The organism is Phaeobacter sp. CC-HEC084, from assembly GCF_059429255.1.
This window is the reverse complement of the sequence record NZ_JCAIJQ010000002.1, coordinates 672,893-690,871: the sequence shown is the minus strand read 5'-3', so window position 1 is coordinate 690,871 and position 17,979 is coordinate 672,893. Positions and strand designations below refer to the sequence as shown.

The 17,979-nt window shown below is 60.7% G+C and carries 12 protein-coding genes and 1 riboswitch; all 12 genes read right to left on the bottom strand.

Going from position 1 to position 17,979, the window contains the following annotated elements:
• Window positions 1–62: 62 nt before the first annotated feature.
• Window positions 63–1,676 (bottom strand): AMP-binding protein, encoded by a 1,614-nt coding sequence (locus AC5SSZ_RS03690; RefSeq protein ID WP_495437010.1) that lies wholly within the window; start codon window positions 1,674–1,676, stop codon window positions 63–65.
• A gap of 1 nt (window position 1,677) precedes the next feature.
• Window positions 1,678–2,838: an acyl-CoA dehydrogenase family protein gene (locus AC5SSZ_RS03685; protein ID WP_274832466.1), complete on the bottom strand. Its 1,161-nt coding sequence runs from the start codon at window positions 2,836–2,838 to the stop codon at window positions 1,678–1,680.
• A gap of 86 nt (window positions 2,839–2,924) precedes the next feature.
• Window positions 2,925–3,728, bottom strand: a complete 804-nt coding sequence (locus tag AC5SSZ_RS03680) for an enoyl-CoA hydratase family protein (RefSeq protein ID WP_368947000.1) — start codon at window positions 3,726–3,728, stop codon at window positions 2,925–2,927.
• Complete coding sequence (locus AC5SSZ_RS03675; RefSeq protein WP_065270826.1) at window positions 3,725–4,180, bottom strand: MarR family winged helix-turn-helix transcriptional regulator; 456 nt, start codon at window positions 4,178–4,180, stop codon at window positions 3,725–3,727. The genes AC5SSZ_RS03680 and AC5SSZ_RS03675 overlap by 4 nt, the downstream gene beginning before the upstream one ends.
• Before the next feature lie 2 nt (window positions 4,181–4,182).
• On the bottom strand, window positions 4,183–4,938 hold the full coding sequence (locus AC5SSZ_RS03670; protein ID WP_065270827.1) for an SDR family NAD(P)-dependent oxidoreductase: 756 nt from the start codon (window positions 4,936–4,938) through the stop codon (window positions 4,183–4,185).
• A complete protein-coding gene (locus tag AC5SSZ_RS03665; RefSeq protein ID WP_274828311.1) occupies window positions 4,935–7,229 on the bottom strand; it encodes a bifunctional salicylyl-CoA 5-hydroxylase/oxidoreductase in 2,295 nt (764 codons plus the stop codon). The genes AC5SSZ_RS03670 and AC5SSZ_RS03665 overlap by 4 nt, the downstream gene beginning before the upstream one ends.
• Before the next feature lie 703 nt (window positions 7,230–7,932).
• On the bottom strand, window positions 7,933–10,173 hold the full coding sequence (ptsP, locus tag AC5SSZ_RS03660; RefSeq protein WP_495437005.1) for a phosphoenolpyruvate--protein phosphotransferase: 2,241 nt from the start codon (window positions 10,171–10,173) through the stop codon (window positions 7,933–7,935).
• Between the two features lie 44 nt (window positions 10,174–10,217).
• Complete coding sequence (locus tag AC5SSZ_RS03655) at window positions 10,218–11,456, bottom strand: aspartate kinase (protein ID WP_065270830.1); 1,239 nt, start codon at window positions 11,454–11,456, stop codon at window positions 10,218–10,220.
• Window positions 11,457–11,623: 167 nt separating this feature from the next.
• Window positions 11,624–13,072: a TrkH family potassium uptake protein gene (locus AC5SSZ_RS03650; protein WP_065270831.1), complete on the bottom strand. Its 1,449-nt coding sequence runs from the start codon at window positions 13,070–13,072 to the stop codon at window positions 11,624–11,626.
• Between the two features lie 1,089 nt (window positions 13,073–14,161).
• A complete protein-coding gene (gene folE2, locus AC5SSZ_RS03645) occupies window positions 14,162–15,265 on the bottom strand; it encodes a GTP cyclohydrolase FolE2 (RefSeq protein ID WP_495437002.1) in 1,104 nt (367 codons plus the stop codon).
• Between the two features lie 183 nt (window positions 15,266–15,448).
• Window positions 15,449–16,651: an O-succinylhomoserine sulfhydrylase gene (gene metZ / locus AC5SSZ_RS03640; RefSeq protein WP_495437000.1), complete on the bottom strand. Its 1,203-nt coding sequence runs from the start codon at window positions 16,649–16,651 to the stop codon at window positions 15,449–15,451.
• A 58-nt stretch (window positions 16,652–16,709) separates the two neighbouring features.
• A riboswitch (SAM riboswitch) is annotated at window positions 16,710–16,786 on the bottom strand.
• Between the two features lie 232 nt (window positions 16,787–17,018).
• On the bottom strand, window positions 17,019–17,969 hold the full coding sequence (locus AC5SSZ_RS03635; RefSeq protein WP_065270835.1) for a LysR family transcriptional regulator: 951 nt from the start codon (window positions 17,967–17,969) through the stop codon (window positions 17,019–17,021).
• Between the last annotated feature and the right edge of the window lie 10 nt (window positions 17,970–17,979).

Genomic DNA, 17,979 nt, shown 5'->3' with positions numbered 1-17,979 from the left:
TGCATTCCGCGCCATTCATGGACAGCACTTGTCCCATCTTCGGGACAAGCGCCAGCGAAGGTTCAACCTTTCAGGCGGAACCTCTGGATTTTTCCGGTTTCCGTCTTGGGCAGCGCTTTGGTGAAGACTACTGAACGCGGGTACTTGTAGGGCGCGATGCTCGCCTTCACGTGGTCCTGCAACAGCTTGACCAGCGCATCCGAGGGCATGTGCCCGGCGGTCAGCACCACATGCGCCTCGACGATCTGGCCGCGCGCCTCGTCCGGGGCGCCGACGACAGCGCATTCAGAAACGGCTTCATGCGCCAGAAGCGCGGCTTCCACCTCGGGGCCGGCAATATTGTAGCCGGAGGAGATGATCATATCGTCATTTCGGGCGGCGAAATGCAGGTAACCCCCTTCATCCATGACAAAGCTGTCGCCAGTGACGTTCCAGCCGTCCTGGACATAGGTTTTCTGGCGCTCGTCCGCCATGTAACGGCAGCCGGTTGGCCCCTTGACCGCAAGGCGGCCAATCTCTCCGCGCGGCGCCTCATTCCCATCGGCGTCCAGCACCCGAACCTGATAGCCTGAGACGGGTTTGCCGGTGCAGGCGGGCTTGTGGTCGGTGAACCGGTTGGTGATGAAGATATGCAGCATTTCCGTGGCCCCGATGCCGTCCAGCATCGGTTTTCCGGTCTTCGCCATCCACTCATCATAGACCGGCGCCGGCAGGGTTTCCCCGGCCGAAACAGCCGCCCGCAACGACGACAGATCGGCTCCCTCGTCCATCGCCTGCAGCATCACCCGATAGGCGGTGGGCGCCGTAAAGCAGACGGTCGCCTTATATTTCTCAATGATTTCAATCAAGTTTGGCGGTGATGCATTTTCCAGCAGCGTCGCGGCAGCGCCAAAGCGCAGCGGGAAAATTGCCAGCCCGCCAAGGCCAAAGGTAAAGGCCAGCGGCGGCGAGCCGACAAAGATATCCTCGGGCTGCACATCAAGCACTTCGCGCGCATAACCGTCCGCGATGATCAGAAGATCGCGGTGGAAATGCATCGTCGCCTTGGGCGATCCCGTGGTGCCCGAGGTAAAGCCCAGCAGCGCCACATCATCGCGCCCGGTTTCCACCGCATCAAAGGTCACCGGTTTTTCCAGCGCCAGGCGGTCAAGTTCCGCATCGTGGTTGGAGGTGCCGTCAAAGCCGACCACCGACGTCAGGAAGTCCGAGGTCTTGGCGCAGGAGACCAGTTCATCCATCAGCCGCGTATCGCAAAGCGCGTGGCTGATCTCGGCCTTGTCAACAATGGCAGCCAACTCTCCGGCGCGCAGCATCGGCATGGTGTTGACCACCACCGCGCCCGCCTTGGTCGCGGCCAGCCAGCAGGCCACCATGGCCGGGTTATTGGCTGAGCGGATCAGCACACGATTGCCCGGTTTAACGCCCAGATCCTCGGTCAGCACATTGGCCAGCCGGTTGGTCCAGTCTGACAGCTCCTTGTAGGTGCGGCGGCGTCCGTTACCGATCAGGGCGGTGTGATCGCCAAAGCCCTTTTCCACCATGGCATCGGTCAGCTCGACCGCGGCGTTCAGCCGTTCCGGGTAGTCAAAGCCCTCCAGCAGGAAGTCCGGCCATTGGTCCGCAGGTGGCAGGTTATCGCGGGTGAAGGTGTCGCTATGTGCGGTCGGTCCCAGCATCTCATTTGCCTCCTTCAAAGGCGCCAAGTGTCTGGCGCGCGATCACCACCCGCTGGACGTCCGATGCGCCCTCATAGATGCGCAAGGCACGGATATCGCGGTAAAGTTCCTCGACCTTCTGACCATGGCGCACACCGTCCCCTCCGTGCAACTGCACCGCCTTGTCGATGACCTGCTGCGCCTGATCGGTGGAAAAGAGCTTCGCCATCGCCGCTTCGCGGGTCACCCGGGCTGCACCGGAATCCTTGGTCCACGCGGCGCGGTAGACCAGCAGAGCCGCCGCATCCACATCCAGTGCCATATCGGCGATATGCCCCTGCACCATCTGCAGATCGAACAGCGGCGCGCCCTGGACCTGGCGGCTGGTGACGCGGCTCAGTGCCTCGTCCAGTGCCCGGCGGGCAAAGCCAAGGGCCGCGGCCGCAACGGTGGAGCGGAAAACGTCCAGAACCGACATGGCGATCCGGAACCCCTGCCCCGGCCCACCGATCATCGCGCTTGCCGGGATCCGGCAATCGGTGAAGCGCAGGGTGGCAAGCGGGTGCGGCGCGATCACCTGCTGGCGTTCGACCACCTCGAACCCCGGCAGCCCGGCAGGGACGATGAAGGCGGACAAACCCTTGGCGCCCGGCCCCTCTCCGGTGCGGGCAAACAGGGTATAGACGTCTGCAATCCCGCCGTTGGAGATCCAGGTCTTTTCTCCATTCAGCACATATTCATCGCCATCTAGCGTTGCTGTCATGGTGGAATTTGCCACATCCGAACCAGATTGCGGTTCCGTAAGTGCAAACGCCGAAATCGCTTGGCCGGAGCGGGTCAATGGCAGCCATTCGGCCTGCTGCGCTTCGTTGCCGAACAGGGAAATCGCGCCGGTTCCAAGACCTTGCATGGCAAAGGCAAAGTCGGCGAGCCCATCGTGACGGGCCAGAGTTTCCCGGATCAGGCACAGGCTGCGCACATCCAGGGTTTCACCGGCTGGCGCGCCGGAATGCTGCGCCCAGCCGCCCTTTCCAAGCGCGGTCACAAGCGCCCGGCAAGCGGCATCGGTGTCCGAATGGTCGATCCCGCTGACGGTCTCGGCCGCCCAGGCATCCAGATCCGCTGCCAGCGTTCTGTGCCGGTCCTCGAAGAATGGCCAGTTCAGAAATGTCCGGTCCGCCATGATGAAACTCCCCTTTGGCTGTCTTGTGCAGCTCTTCTCCGTCAATGCGAAGCCCGCCGCGGCATAGACCGGGCGGGCGATAGAACTCAGTCTCCTTCGAAGACCGGTTTTTCCTTGTTTACAAAGGCATGGTAGGCGCGTTCAAAGTCCGCTGTCTGCATGCAGATAGCCTGCGCCTGGGCCTCGGCCTCGATCGCCTGCTCGATGGACATCGACCATTCCTGCGCCAGCATTGTCTTGGTCATCATGTGACCAAAATTCGGCCCCGCCGCGATCCGCGTCGCCCATTGGCGCGCCTCTGCGGTCAGTTCTTCGGCCGGGACCAGCTTGTTATGGAAACCCCAGGCGGCGCCTTCCTCGGCGCTCATCGAACGGCCAGTATATAGCAGTTCAGCCGCGCGGCCCTGACCGATAATCCGGGGCAGGATGGCGCAGGCCCCCATATCACAGCCCGCCAGCCCGACGCGGGTGAACAGAAACGCCGTCTTGGCCTCCGGCGTGGCAATACGCAGATCCGACGCCATCGCGATGATCGCCCCGGCGCCCACGCAGATACCATCAATCGCCGCAATCACCGGCTTGCCGCAATTCACCATCGCCTTGACCAGATCGCCAGTCATCCGCGTAAAGGCCAGCAGTTCCTTCATGCTCATCTTGGTGAGGGGGCCAATGATATCATGTACATCGCCGCCCGAGCTGAAGTTGCCGCCATTGGAGGCAAAGATCACCGCCTTGATGTCATCGTCATAGTGCAACTCGCGGAACCAGTCGCGCATCTCTGCGTAGCTTTCAAAGGTCAGCGGGTTCTTACGTTCGGGCCGGTCCAGCGACACGGTCGCAATGCCATCTTCGACGTGGCAGAGAAAATGTTTGGTATCCGTATTGATCATCGGCTTTCATCCTTGTTTTCCAAACGGCGGGCGACAGCATCCAGCGCCTCGGCCATGGTCTGCGCCGCCTCGGGGGGCACATCCGCGAACATCTTGTCGATCCAGGCCTCGTGCGCTTCGGCCTGACGTGCGAATTCGGCGCGGCCCTGCTCGGTCATCCGCACCAGGCTGGCGCGGCGATCACCGGGCACCGGTTCGCGCTGTACATGGCCATCCTCGACCAGACGTTCGATGATGCCGGTCACGTTGCCGTTCGACACTTTCAACACGCCAGAGAGCTGGCTCATCTTGAGCCCGTCTTCGTGCTGGACCAACGCTGCCATCACATCGAAACGCGGCAGGGTGGTCGAAAAATCGCGGCGCAGGTTTTCGCGGATCTCGCTTTCCACCGCGCGGGTCGCCTTCAAAACCCGCAGCCACAGCCGCAATCTGTCTTTTGAGGTTTCCGCCACGTTCAGATCTCGCCTCCTGATATGGGCAGGGCAGAACCGTTCACCGATCCCGCCCCCTCGCTTGCCAGCCACAACGCCGCTTCGGCGACCTCGGCAGGTTGGATGAAACGACCCTGCGGGTTGCTGGCCCGCAGTGATTTTTCCGCCTTCTCCGGGGTCATCCCGGTCTTGGCGACAATATTATCCACCGATCTTTGCAGGAGCGGCGTTTCAATGAAACCCGGACAAATCGAATTTACCGTGATGCCGGTGCGTGCCAGTTCCAGCGAGAGCGCTCGCGTCAACCCGATGACCCCGTGTTTCGCCGCGCAATAGCCTGAAACATAGGGGTATCCCTTCAACCCCGCGGTCGAGGCGATGGCGATCATACGGCCCCAGCCTGCCTCTTTCATGCCCGGCAGCGCCGCCTGCCACAGGTTGAAAACCCCCGCCAGGTTAACCGACAGGGCCGCGCCGAAATCCTCGGCGCTCATCCTGTCAAAAGGTTTGGAGGGCGCCGCTCCGGCATTGGCTAGGGCAATGGCGACCGGTCCGTTCTTGGCCGCCGCCTCTGTGAGCGCTGCCTCAACGGCAGCGCGGTCGGTGACATCGCAGGTCAGCGGCAGGGCCTTGGTCGCCGCGCTGACCTCTTCCAGGGGCTCCATCCGGCGCCCCAGGATGGTCACGCGGGCGCCCTGGCCCGCGAACTGTGCCGCCAGTTCGGCGCCAACGCCAGAGCCACCGCCAGAGATGACGACGTGTTTGCCCGCGACGCTCATGCCCGGATCACCTCTGCGTCGCGGTCCGCCAGACGCCAGGCCTGATCCCGGCCCGCCTCGTAGGGCAACGGCCAGGCGGCCTGTCGATCCCCGATCCGGGTGGCTTCGTGCAGTGTCCAGTAGGGATCCGCCAGATGTGGGCGCCCCACACAGATCAGATCGGCGCGGCCTGCCATCAGGATCGAATTGGCATGATCAGCCTCGTAGATATTGCCGACAGCCATGGTCGCGATGCCTGCCTCATTTCGGATACGGTCCGAAAACGGCGTCTGGAACATGCGCCCATAGACTGGTTTCGCGTCGATCGAGGTCTGACCGGCAGAGACGTCGATAATATCGGCGCCTGCTTCAGAGAATGCCTTGGCGATCTCGACCGCCTCTTCCGGGGTCACACCTTCGTCGCCGATCCAGTCGTTGGCCGAGATCCGGACGGACATCGGCTTATGGGCAGGCCAGACGTCACGCATCGCCTTGAAGACCTCCAGCGGGTAGCGCAGGCGGTTTTCCAACGAGCCGCCGAACTCATCCTCACGAATATTGGATTTTGGCGAAATGAAGGAGGAGATCAGATAACCATGCGCCGCATGAAGTTCGATCATGTCAAATCCGGCGCGCTCTGCCATCTCGGCCGAAGCGACGAATTCGGCCTTCACGGCCTCCATTTCTGCGCGGGTGATTTCGCGCGGGGTGGCGTTATTCGGGGACCAGGGCAAGGGTGAGGCCGAGACCAGATCCCAGTTGTCCTCTTTCAAAGGCGCGTCCATCACTTCCCAGCCAACCTGAGTCGAACCCTTGCGGCCCGAATGGCCGATCTGGCAGCAGATCTTGGCCCGGGTTTCGCTATGTACGAAATCGGTCAGACGGGTCCAGGCGGCTTCATGTTCTGGCGCGTAAAGACCGGGACAGCCGGGGGTGATCCGCCCTTCGGCGCTGACGCAGGTCATTTCCGTATAGACCATACCGGCGCCGCCCTTGGCGCGCTCACCATAGTGGATCAGGTGCCAATCCGTGGGACAGCCATCCACCGCCTTGTACTGCGCCATGGGGGAGACGACGATGCGGTTCTCCAACGTCATGTCGCGCAGTTTATAGGGGGCAAACATCGGCGCGCGCACTGGCGCCTCCGCCGGAACACCCGCCCGCTCCTGGAACCATTTTTCCGCGGATTTCAGCCAGTCAGGATCACGCAGACGCAGGTTTTCGTGGGAGATCCGCTGCGAGCGGGTCAGCAGAGAATAATTGAACTGAACCGGATCCATATCCAGATAGCGTTCGACTTCCTCAAACCATTCCAATGAGTTACGCGCAGCTGACTGCAGGCGCAACACATCAAGGCGCCGCTCGTCCTGATAGCGTTCAAAGGCGCGTTCCATAGACGGCTCTACCGTCAGCAGCTCGGCCAGGGCGATGGCGCTGTCAAAGGCCAGCCGCGACCCCGATCCGATCGAGAAATGCGCCGTGGCCGACGCATCCCCCAAGAGGACGACATTTTCGTGGTGCCACTTTTCGCAAAGCACCCGCGGGAAGTTGATCCAGACAGCCGATCCGCGCAGGTGGTCGGCGTTGGACATCAGATTGTGGCCACCCAGATGGTCGGCAAAGATCTCTTCGCAGGTGCGAATGATCTCTTCCTTGCTCATGTCCTCAAAGCCCCAGTTGTCCCAGGTCTCTGCCGAACACTCCACGATCACGGTCGCCGTATCCGCATCGAATTGGTAGGCGTGGATCCAGACCCAGCCGTGTTTGGTGTTTTCGAACACGAATGTGAAGGCGTCATCGAACTTCTGATGGGTGCCCAGCCAGATAAACTTGCACGGGCGCACGTCGATATTGGGTTTAAAATGTTCCGCGAACTCATTGCGGACGCTGGAATTAAGCCCATCACAGGCAACCACGATGTCATAGTCATCCTGATAGTCCGCTGCCGGCCCGACCTCGGTTTCAAACTGCAGGTTCACCCCGAGCTCCCGCGCGCGCTCCTGCAGGATCAGCAGCATCTTCTTACGCCCGATCCCGGCAAACCCGTGACCGCCGGACACCGTACGCACGCCGTTGTGCACCACCGCGATGTCATCCCAATAGGCAAAGTTCCGACGGATTTCGGCGGCGCTTTCAGGGTCATTTTCCGTAAGATTTTCAAGCGCATCATCGGAAAGAACAACACCCCAACCAAAGGTGTCGTCCGCCTTGTTACGCTCAAACACCGTGACATCAGCGTCCGGCTGACGCAGCTTCATTGAAATCGCGAAGTAGAGCCCCGCGGGACCACCTCCCAAACAGGCAACTTTCATGATCCTACCCTCCGCATGAGATTGTTATGTTAGGATCAGGATAAGCGAGACGACAAACACTTCAAGCTTAAAGTTTCATACTTGAAATTTAAACGCCCCATTCCGGGGCCCGTCGTTTACCACTTAGCAACCAAGAGAAGGTAAAATTGAATGCAAATAATTTGAGATTTGCAGGGCGTGCAGAGATCCTACCCCCCGATTGGTTTGCCTTTTGTGTTTTTACATCAATACACAGGCATCATACATTAATGTGGATAAACCTGGGATAACTGTGGGATAAGACATCCCGTTTGGCGAGATCGTGAGCCACATCACTATGCGATCCGGCGCCCCACTGCCAATCTGACGCAGACCTCACCGGATATCCTTCGAACCTTCGCCAGAACAGAAGCCCCTCCTGTGGATGAACATGTGGGCAACATTTGAATGAATCTGGCAAACCAGTCAAAATCATTGAATTTTGTAAATCTGGGGAGGCCAAGGACGATCAAACGTCAAATTTGCTAATATTTTAGACAAACCTTATCCCCCCCGCAGTTCATCTGATTCCCCCCTGCCCTCCCCTAAAATCCGGCATCACAAACGGTTCGGCTGACTGTAGCGGCTAATGGGACAAGCGCCTGGCCAATCTGCGGCAACCCAGCAGAAAAAGGCCCCGTTTTCGGGGTCGCGCCATTATTTACTGTCAGAAAGGTCGCCGCGCTCAGAGTTCCCGCAGGTATCGCATCACAGCAGGTCTGACGGATTGATCGCCCCGGTGACGGGAGTCCGAAATAATCTTGCGAACATCCGAAAGGTTAACACGCATTAACAAAGACTTGACCGGCCCAATTGAAGCAGGCCGCATCGACAGCGTCCGGATACCCATCGCAGCAAGACAGACAGCCTCGATCGGCCGCCCAGCGTCTTCGCCGCAGAAACTCAGCGGTGTTTCGAACCGGTCGCAGCGCTCCACGATCTGCTCGATAAAGGTCAAAAAGCTGACGTTCAGCGTGTCATAGCGTTTTCGGACGCGCTCGTTCTCTCGGTCGGCAGCAAAGAAGAACTGCTTCAGATCGTTGCCGCCGATCGAGAGGAAATCGACTTCTTCAAAGAACTTATGCGGCGCAAATGCCAGAGAGGGCGTTTCCAGCATCGCCCCCACTTCCAGCCGTTCCGGCAGCGCGTGGCCAAGGATTCGCTCGCGCTCTAGCGTCTTGTCGATCTCCTGGCGCGCAGCACGGTATTCTTCGAATTGCGCAACAAAGGGGAACATAATCGACAGCGGCCGCCCATTGGCCGCCCGCATCAACGCCTGCAGCTGCATGCGCATGACGCCCGGTTTATCGAGACCCACCCGGATCGCCCGCCAGCCGAGGGCCGGGTTCGGCTCATCCGTCGGTTTCATATAGGGCAGAACCTTGTCCGACCCGATGTCGAGCGTCCGGAACACCACCCGCTTGCCGTGCGATGCATCCAGAACCCGCTGATAGAGCGTCACCAGCTCAGACCGCTTAGGCATCTGATCACGCACAAGAAACTGCAACTCGGTGCGGAACAGCCCCACCCCTTCGGCGCCGGATCCTTCGAGCGACGGCAGATCCGCCATCAACCCGGCGTTCATCAGCAAGGTGACATGTTGTTCGTCTTGCGTAATGGCCGGTTTTTCCCGGATCGAAGCATAACGCTCCTGGGCATCCGCCTGCATCGCGATCTTGTCCCGAAAGGCGCTGACCACAGTTTCATCCGGACGCAGGTGCACGACCCCCTGATCGCCATCCACCATAATATGATCGCCGTTCAACGCCTCGGTGGTGATGCGTTTGGCGTTCACCACCAGAGGAATCGCCAAGGCCCGCGCTACGATCGCCGCGTGCGAGCCGACAGAGCCTTCCTCCAGCACGATGCCACGCAGCGAGCGGCCGTATTCCAGCAACTCGGCCGGGCCGATATTGCGGGCAATCAGAATCGGGTCCACTGGCAGATCGGCGCCGGTTTCGGCGCCCTGCCCGGTCAGAATCCTAAGCAGGCGATTCGACAGATCATCAAGATCACTCAGCCGTTCGCGCAGGTAGGCATCCTGCACCTGAGACATACGGGCCCGGGCCTGGGACTGCTCCTTTTCAACCGCGGCCTCGGCGCTCAACCCGCGCGAGATGTCTTCTTCCATGCGCCGCATCCAGCCTTTGGAATTGGCGAACATGCGATAGGTTTCAAGAACCTGCAGCTGATCCTTGTCTCCGTTTTCAGAGATCTTCAGCATCTTGTCGACGCCGACGCGCAGCTCCTCCACGGCCTCGTTCAACCGTTCCAGTTCACGGTGCGGATCATCGGCAATCGGATTTGTCACCACCACACGTGGCTCATGCAGCCATACGTGGCCTTCGGCAGCGCCCTCTTGGGCGGCGGTTGCGCTCACCAGAACCGGTTGCTGGTGCATCGGGGACAGGGCCGCGCCCTCGCCCACAAAGGCGCCCAGTTCCGCCATTTCGGCGATCACCATCGCCACCACTTCCAGTGCGTAAACCGCATCAGAGGAGAATTCGCGCGCTTCCTTGGACTGCACGACCAGCACGCCCATCATCTCGCCCAGGCGCTGGATCGGAATACCAAGGAAGGAGGAATACCGCTCCTCGCCGGTTTCCGGCATATAGCGGAACCCCTTGGCGTTGGGAGCGTCAGGGGTGTTCACAACCTTGCCGTATCTGGCCACCCGGCCGACCAGACCTTCGCCGATCCGCATGCGGGTCTGGTGCACGGATTCGACGTTCAGACCCTCTGTCGCGCAAAGCTCAAGGGTTTCGTCATCGCGGAACAGGTAGACCGAGCAGACCTCGGTCCCCATGCTGTCGGCAATCAGGTGAGTGATCTTGTCCAGACGGGCCTGGCCAGGGTCATCCCCGGCCATGGCCTCGCGCAGGCGGCCTAGCAACCTGCGGCTCTCGGATTCAGTACTTTCGACCATGGGCCCTGTTCACGTGGTTATTGTGCCAGGCAGCCCACGTACGATCAGGCTGCCTTATCCAGTTCAAAGGCATCATGCAGTGCCTGAACAGCAAGTTCCATGTATTTCCGGTCGATGAGCACGGAAATTTTGATCTCTGAGGTTGTAATGACCTTGATATTGATCCCCTCATCCGAGAGCACCTTGAACATCTTGGCCGCCACGCCCGATTGCGAGCGCATGCCAATCCCTACGACCGAAACCTTTGCAACGTCCTTGTCGGCGACCAGTTCGGCGTAGTTCAGATCGCCTTTTTCCTTGCTCTCCTGCAAGGCCTGTTCGGCGCGCGCCACCTGATCGGTGGGGCAGGAAAAGGTCATATCCGTGCGGCCCTCGTCCGAGATGTCCTGCACGATCATGTCCACATTCACGCCTGCATCAGACAGGCAGGTAAAGATGGTTGCCGCAATGCCGGGACGGTCGGCGACCGATTGCACGGTCAGCTTGGCTTCGTCGCGGGAATAGGCCACACCGGCCACAACGTTGGATTCCATGATGTCCTCCTCGGCACAGACCAGTGTGCCAGCATTGTCATTTTGTTCTTCGAAACTGGACAGGACGCGCAGCCGTACCTGATAGCGCATCGCCAACTCCACCGAGCGGGTCTGCAGGACCTTCGCCCCCAGAGAGGCCAGTTCCAGCATCTCTTCGAATGCGATCTTGTCAAGCTTGCGGGCCTTATCGCAGATGCGCGGATCCGTGGTATAGACGCCGTCCACATCCGTATAGATATCGCAGCGCTCGGCATCGAAGGCCGCCGCAAAGGCCACCGCCGTAGTGTCCGAACCGCCCCGGCCCAGCGTGGTGATGCGCCCTTCGGGGCTGATGCCCTGGAAACCGGCAACAACGGCCACGCGCATGCCTTCGGCGAATTTGGCGCTGATATTCTCGGTCGGGATTTCTTCGATCCGCGCTTGGCTGTGGGCGCTGGTCGTCTTCAGCGGCACCTGCCAGCCCTGCCAGCTGCGCGCGGGAACATCCATTTCCTGCAGCGTCAGCGCCATCAGACCGGCGGTGACGTTTTCGCCGGAAGACACCACTGCGTCATATTCGCGGGCGTCAAACAGCGGCGAGGTTTCATTGACCCAGCCAACAAGCTCATTGGTCTTTCCCGACATGGCCGATACGATGACAATGACATCATAGCCTTTGGCCACTTCGACACCGACCCGCTTTGCCGCGCGCCGGATCCGGTCAAGGTTGGCGACAGAGGTGCCGCCGAATTTCATTACTAGAACGGGCATGGGGCATTCGTCTCCGTGCGCTCGCAGATTCCGATCACCGCCTCATAGGGGAGGTCCGTGATCAGGGCAAGACTGCGGATTGTAGCAATACAAGGGCCAAACCGCCGCAGGGGGCCCTGTCTGAGGCCCCAATCCCCCTTACACGACCCCAGAGCTCCGGCGCGGTGTCAGTTGCGCCAGAACCGCAACGTCAGGATCGCGTAGACCGCCATCAGTTCCAGACGCCCGATCAGCATGGCCGCGCTCAGGATCCATTTGGCCGCATCATTCAGGGTGGAAAAATTGCCCGCAGGCCCGATGATATCGCCCAAGCCCGGCCCGACATTGGCCACTGCGGTTGCCGCGCCTGAGACGGCTGTGATGAAGTCCAGCCCTGTCAGAGCCAGCCCCCAGGACACAACCCCCAGCGTCACCACGAAGAACATGAAAAAGGAAATCACCGAGCTGAGGACATCCGGCCCGACCGGGCGTCCGTCAAAGCGCGGAATGAAGATACCGTTGGGGGAGCGGATACGCTGGATCTGAACCCGGATCGAGGCAAACAGGATCTGATAGCGGAACACCTTGACCGAACAGGCTGTGGAACCCGCGCAGCCACCGATCAGACCGATGAAAAAGAACACCATGATCAGGAAGCTGCCCCACTCCATATAGTCGACGCTGGCATAGCCGGTGCCGGAAATGATCGAGGTGATGTTGAACAGCGCCTCGCGCAGGGCCTGCTCGGGGTGGTGCGGGAAGATATAGAGCAGCACGCTGGCGGTCACGATGATCAGCACCAGAATAGTACCCAGAAAGGCGCGGATCTGGCTGTCGCGCAGCAGCGGCTGCCCCTGCCCGTTGATCAACTGTACGTAGCGCACGAAGGGCAGCGCCGCCATGATCATAAAGAACGATGCCGCGTATTCGGCCGGACCGGAGAAGGTGCCGAAAGAGGCATCGTAATTCGAAAAGCCACCGGTCGACATGGTGGTCAGGGCATGCACCAGCGCATCGAACAGTCCCATGCCCAGCACAACATAGACCACCATGCACAGCAGCGTCAGCGCCACGTAGATCAACGAGATCTGACGTGCGATCGTCTGCGCACGGGGCAGGATCTTCCCCATGGTATCAAAAGCTTCGGAGCGGAAGATCTGCATACCCCCGACCCGTAGTTCGGGCAGAAACACCATGGCGACGACAATGATACCAATCCCGCCGAGCCACTGCAGGATACCTCGCCACAAGAGGATCCCTCGTGGCAGGTCATCAAGGCCGGAGATTACCGTGGACCCGGTGGTCGTCAGCCCCGACATCGCTTCGAAAAACGCATCTGTAAAGCTGAGCTCGGTCGCCCCCATCATCAGCGGGATCGCACCGAACACCGGCAGCGCCGCCCAGACCGAAGTGGTCAGCAGAAAGGTCTGACGAATGCTAAGCCCCTGCCGCACTGAATTGCCACAGCTGAGCGCCAGCAGCCCGCCCGCCAGAATGGTGATCAGGCCGCTTTCAAGAAACACCGGCCATTCGCCCTGCCCATCGTAAAGATCGATCAGGAACGGAAAGACCATCATGGCGCCAAGAATGACGACCAGCAGGCCAATGACATATGCGACCGGGCGAAGATCCAACATGACGGGCAGCGTTGGCGCCCCCTGCGCAAAGTGTCAAGTCAAAGGCGGCGTCATGCCTTCTCGGCGTCACTCTTTGCCGCGGAGCGCTCTGGCAGCGCCGGAGGCTTGGACGGCGCGCGTTTTGCCTTGGACGCGGTGGATTGTGCCGGTGCCGCTGTGGTGGCTTCAGCCTTATTCGCCTGTGGCGGAGTGGATGCCGCAGCGGACGGCTTGGTTGTCGCCTTGGCCGCCGCTGTGACCGCTGCGGGCTTTGTTGCTGCCGGTTTGGCCGGGGAAGGTTTCGTTGGGGAAGCTTTTGCCTGTGCGGGTTTTGCTGCTGCGGTCTTGGTGGGTGTTCGTGTCGCTGGTGCAGGCTTAGCAGGCGATGTTTTGGGCGCGGTCGTCTTTGCCGCTGTCGACTTAGGCGTTGTCGCCGCAGGCTTGGTTGTCGTCGCCTTGCGGGCCGCTGCCTTGTTCTCAGTCCTACTCGCAGTCGCTGTGGTGGCAGCCGCCTTGGGCGTTGCGGGTCTGGCCGCGACCGGTTTCTCTGCGGCTGGTTTGGCAGCAGGCGATTTGCGCGCCGTAGTCCTGGCCGCCGGGGCGGCTTTACTTTTGCGTGCCGGACGCCGCGCAGGGGTCTTGGTTTTGGCGGCCGGACGTTCGCCGGTTGCCCGTTTCGCAGGTGTTTTCGCTTTTTGCGGCGCCGGGGCCGGAGCAGCAACAGCAGCCGGTCTGAACACCGCCGTTCCGGCGGTCATCAGTACATGCGTCAGGCGTATCTGTTCATAAGGCGCCTGAACCGCCAGCGCCGTCATCGCACGCCAGCATCGCAACTGTGTCCCGGCAGAATAGCCGACCCATTGCGGCAGCGTTGCAGGCTGATCTTGGAGGATGGGCGAAAAGAACATCGGGAACTCCTTACATCAAAGAGATCCGGCATTGATATCTGGCCAGCAGAAGGATTCCGTAGCCATCAGGGTCCGGACCTGATGGAAGGCTAACACGAGAATGCGGCAACGCAGCAAAAAATGCGGCATTGCCGCGGAAATTCGTGCTTGAGTGATACCGGAACAGGCAGGAGGCGGCGCAACGTGCGCCGCTGCCAACCTGTTACCCCCGATGGATCAGGGTCGAGAACAGACCCGGATCAAGGCTGGTTTCGGCAAACAGTGGCCCTTGGGTCAGCACGCTGACTGCATCGTGGCTGTGCAGGCTTTCCTGATGGCTGGCCACCACGCGAAAATCGCCAATGCGCGGATCGCTTTGCAGGGCTTCGCAGAACAGGCGCGCAGCATCCTCGACAAAGATCGGGTTGGCAGCGTTCAGTTCGGCAAAGGCCTGTTCGTCCTCGCGCTTGACCATGACCTGAGTCTCGGTGGGCACCGCGCGGCGACAATGATCGATCAGATCCTCGAACCACAGGCAGGGGGCCTCGGGGTCGATCTGCACCGACAGCCGCGCCACCGACCGCTGCGAATGCGGGGTTGCCAGTTGCCCGCGCGACTGGCGCGCGTGTTCCGACAATTCCAGCGAACAGGGGCAGGTTGAGGAATAGACATAGTCCAGATGCACGATCTTGTTGCGCACCCCATCCCGATCCACCAGCTCCAGCGCGATATCGTAATATTGATAGCCCGACAGGCCCGAACGCAGGCTGTCGATCTTCACCGGGAAGGAGAACCGCATCTGGATGCGCGCGTCCATGCTGCCGAGATCACTGAGGTAATCCTCAAGCGCGGCCTCGATCACCTCAAAGCTAAAGGTCTTTTCTGCGTGTTTGTAAAAGGACCGCATAATCCGGGACATGTTGATGCCCTTCTTGTCGGCCTCAAGGCTGACGGTGCCAGTCACGCTGGTTTCCAGCGTCAGATCGCCATTGTCCCGTGTGTGAAAGCGAATCGGCAGGCGGAAGTTGGAGATCCCCACATGCTGGATCTGCTCATTGGCGCCGCGGATCAGGCTGGAAGGGCCGTTCTGCAGGTCGGGCAATGTGGCGCGATAGCCCTCATCCGCCACAAAATCGTCGGGGTAGTTGCGCGACAGATCGGGGTAGTTCTGCACCGCCCGCTCTGGCAGAAGCCGGGCAACGGCTGGGTCAAGCTGCGCAATTTCCGTCTGGGTGGCTGTCGCGGCCCATTGGCGAAGCGTCTCAAGAGCCGCCTCTGCCTCGGTCCGGTCCGGTGTCTCGTCCACGCCGCGCATATGGATATTCATACGACCACTTCCTCCGCTGCTGCTACGCCCCGGGGCGCAGCGATGTTCAGTATTACTCTGTTACGCGGGAAAACACAAAATGGATCAGACAAATACGGCAGGTTCCGGCCCGGAACTGACCCCGCACTGCAAGTATGCCCGCCCCGGCCCGCGAACAACGCGGGCCGGGGCGTCCCCAACACTTCAGCCGCCGCAGGCATCCAATGCCTGCGTCAGATCCGCAATCAGATCCTCCGGATCCTCAAGCCCAACCGAGAAGCGCACCAGACCCGGCGTGATGCCCAGCGCCACCTTCTGATCATCGGGCAGCCGCTGGTGGGTGGTGGTGGCCGGATGGGTTGCGATGGATTTCGCATCCCCCAGATTGTTGGAAATCACCGGAATGGTCAGGGCGTTCAGGAAGGCAAAGGCCGCCTCCTTGCCATCTTTCAGATCCAGCGACAGGACCGTTCCGCCCTTACCGCCCAGTTGCCGCTGAACCAGCGCGTTCTGGGCATGATCGACTAGGCCGGGATAGATCGTCCGCGCCAGCTTCGGATGCCCCTGAAGGGCAGTCGCAATCTGCAGCGCCGTTTCGGCCTGTGCATTCACCCGCAGGGAAATCGTCTCCAGCCCCTTTAGCAGCGTCCAGGCGTTGAACGGGCTAAGGGAACCGCCGGTGTGCTTCATATAGGGCTCAACCGTGCCGCGGATGAAATCGCGTGTGCCAAGGATGACACCGCCCAGAACCCGGCCCTGACCGTCGATATGTTTGGTGGCCGAGTAGACCACCACATCCGCGCCTTGTGCGATGGCGTCAGAGAAGACCGGCGTCGAGAACACGTTGTCCACCACTACCGTCGCGCCGACGGCATGGGCGATTTCCGCGACCGCAGCCACGTCGATCACTTCCAGCGTCGGGTTCGACATGGATTCAAAGAATACCGCCTTGGTGTCCGGTCGTACCGCAGCGCGCCATTGCTCCAGATCGGTTCCATCGACGAATGTCACTTCGACTCCGAAGCGGGTCAGGATGTTTTCAAGGATATAAAGGCAAGAGCCAAACAGCGCCCGCGCCGAAACAACGTGATCGCCCGCCTTAAGAAGCGAGGTCAGCGCGCCATTGACCGCTGCCATGCCAGAAGCGGTGGCAAAGGCATCCTCGGCGCCCTCAAGAGCGGCCATCCGCTCTTCGAACATCGCCACGGTCGGGTTGCCATAGCGGGCATAGATGAACTCATCCGGGCCGGTTTCGATGAACCGGGCTTCGGCCTGTTCGGCGCTGTCATAGACAAAGCCCTGAGTCAGGAAGATCGCTTCGCTCACCTCGCCCCATTGGCTGCGGCGGGTGCCGCCGTGCACCAGTTTGGTGCGGCTGTTCCAGTTGCTGTCGTTCGTGTCGTTCATGGCACACACTCCTGCGCGTCGGCGCAATAAAAAACCCCATTCGGCCAAGCGAAAGGGGTTCCTTTGCGTCCTGACCTCTTTAGCGGTGTGTTTAACGTGGCCCGCAATCCGGTAACAAATCCCACACGTCCGAGATGGCAAACCTCAGAAATTCGGCGGGACAGAAACCGGAGAATTAACCGATTTCTTTCATGGGGTCTTTGCCGCGACCCCGCCCCTCTCACCAGCAGTTCGATTGGGGCGACCCCAGACGACCAGTAAGGCTTGCGCCTTAACGCAGGCCGCCGCAACTGCGCAAGTCCAAATGCACCGCCCCTCGTCAGATTGAGCAGGCCTCGCACTCGCGGGCCGCCCACACAGGCAGGTGTCACCGCCGCCAGACGGCTTCGCGGCCACGAACGTCGATCCTGTCGGCCAGACCGGAAAACTCACCCTTGAGGAACTTCTGAAACCGGGACACCGCGGGGCGCACCGGGCGGTCGTTGCGCCAGAGCAAACCCAGTTGCCGGTCCGGGTGTTCAAGCTTCACCGGCAGCGCTGTGACCATATTGGACGGTCGCTGCATGAACACCACTGAATAAGGCAGCACCGTCAGCGCATCCGATCCGGACATGATGCGCAGGATCGCCGCCAGCGAGCCGCCAGTAAAACTGACGCGGAAATCGGTGATGCCTACGATCTCCAGCGCGTTTTTAAGGTCCGCATATAGAGGGCTGCCCGCCGGGGGGGCGATCCAAGGGTATTGGGCGATATCTTCCAATCGAAACGTGGATTTACGCGCCAATGGGTGCGACGGAGCACAAGCAATCACGTTGCGCCCGCGCAGGATCGGCTCGAACGACAGCTCCTCCGGGATGTCATCGCCCCGCATCGGGCAGATCGCCAGATCGATGTTCCCCGTCTTCAGCTGCTCGGACAGCTCCGCGAAATAGCCATAGCTTTGCTGAATCGCCACATCCGGGAAAGCAGATTGGAACGACGCGATCATGTAGGAGATCACTCCATCCATGAAGATGGGCGTCCCGGCGATCCGCGCAGTGCCCGCCTTGCCCCCTGAATAAAGCTCGGCTGCGATGCGCGCCGCCTCACTTGCCTGACCGATCACCCGGCCCTGTTCGGCCAGCGACAGACACAGCTCGGTCGGCCGCAGCGGCCGGATACCCTTTTCAAATAATCGTGAACCGAGCCGCGACTCCAGCATCGCAACCGTGCGCGACAGGCTGGGCTGGGATTTGTTTAGCGCGGCCGCGCCTTCACTTAGCCCGCCCGAGTCGACGATCGCTGCCAGGATGCGCAGGTGATTGGGATCGATGTACATAACATCGTGG

Excerpts from the sequence above, each read along its gene's own strand:
- metZ (WP_495437000.1), bottom strand. The coding sequence starts at position 16,651 with ATGAACGACACGAACGACAGCAACTGGAACAGCCGCACCAAACTGGTG.
- ptsP (WP_495437005.1), bottom strand. The coding sequence starts at position 10,173 with ATGGTCGAAAGTACTGAATCCGAGAGCCGCAGGTTGCTAGGCCGCCTG.
- AC5SSZ_RS03665 (WP_274828311.1), bottom strand. The coding sequence starts at position 7,229 with ATGAAAGTTGCCTGTTTGGGAGGTGGTCCCGCGGGGCTCTACTTCGCG.
- AC5SSZ_RS03690 (WP_495437010.1), bottom strand. The coding sequence starts at position 1,676 with ATGCTGGGACCGACCGCACATAGCGACACCTTCACCCGCGATAACCTG.
- AC5SSZ_RS03670 (WP_065270827.1), bottom strand. The coding sequence starts at position 4,938 with ATGAGCGTCGCGGGCAAACACGTCGTCATCTCTGGCGGTGGCTCTGGC.
- AC5SSZ_RS03655 (WP_065270830.1), bottom strand. The coding sequence starts at position 11,456 with ATGCCCGTTCTAGTAATGAAATTCGGCGGCACCTCTGTCGCCAACCTT.
- AC5SSZ_RS03650 (WP_065270831.1), bottom strand. The coding sequence starts at position 13,072 with ATGTTGGATCTTCGCCCGGTCGCATATGTCATTGGCCTGCTGGTCGTC.
- folE2 (WP_495437002.1), bottom strand. The coding sequence starts at position 15,265 with ATGAATATCCATATGCGCGGCGTGGACGAGACACCGGACCGGACCGAG.
- AC5SSZ_RS03685 (WP_274832466.1), bottom strand. The coding sequence starts at position 2,838 with ATGGCGGACCGGACATTTCTGAACTGGCCATTCTTCGAGGACCGGCAC.
- AC5SSZ_RS03635 (WP_065270835.1), bottom strand. The coding sequence starts at position 17,969 with ATGTACATCGATCCCAATCACCTGCGCATCCTGGCAGCGATCGTCGAC.
- AC5SSZ_RS03680 (WP_368947000.1), bottom strand. The coding sequence starts at position 3,728 with ATGATCAATACGGATACCAAACATTTTCTCTGCCACGTCGAAGATGGC.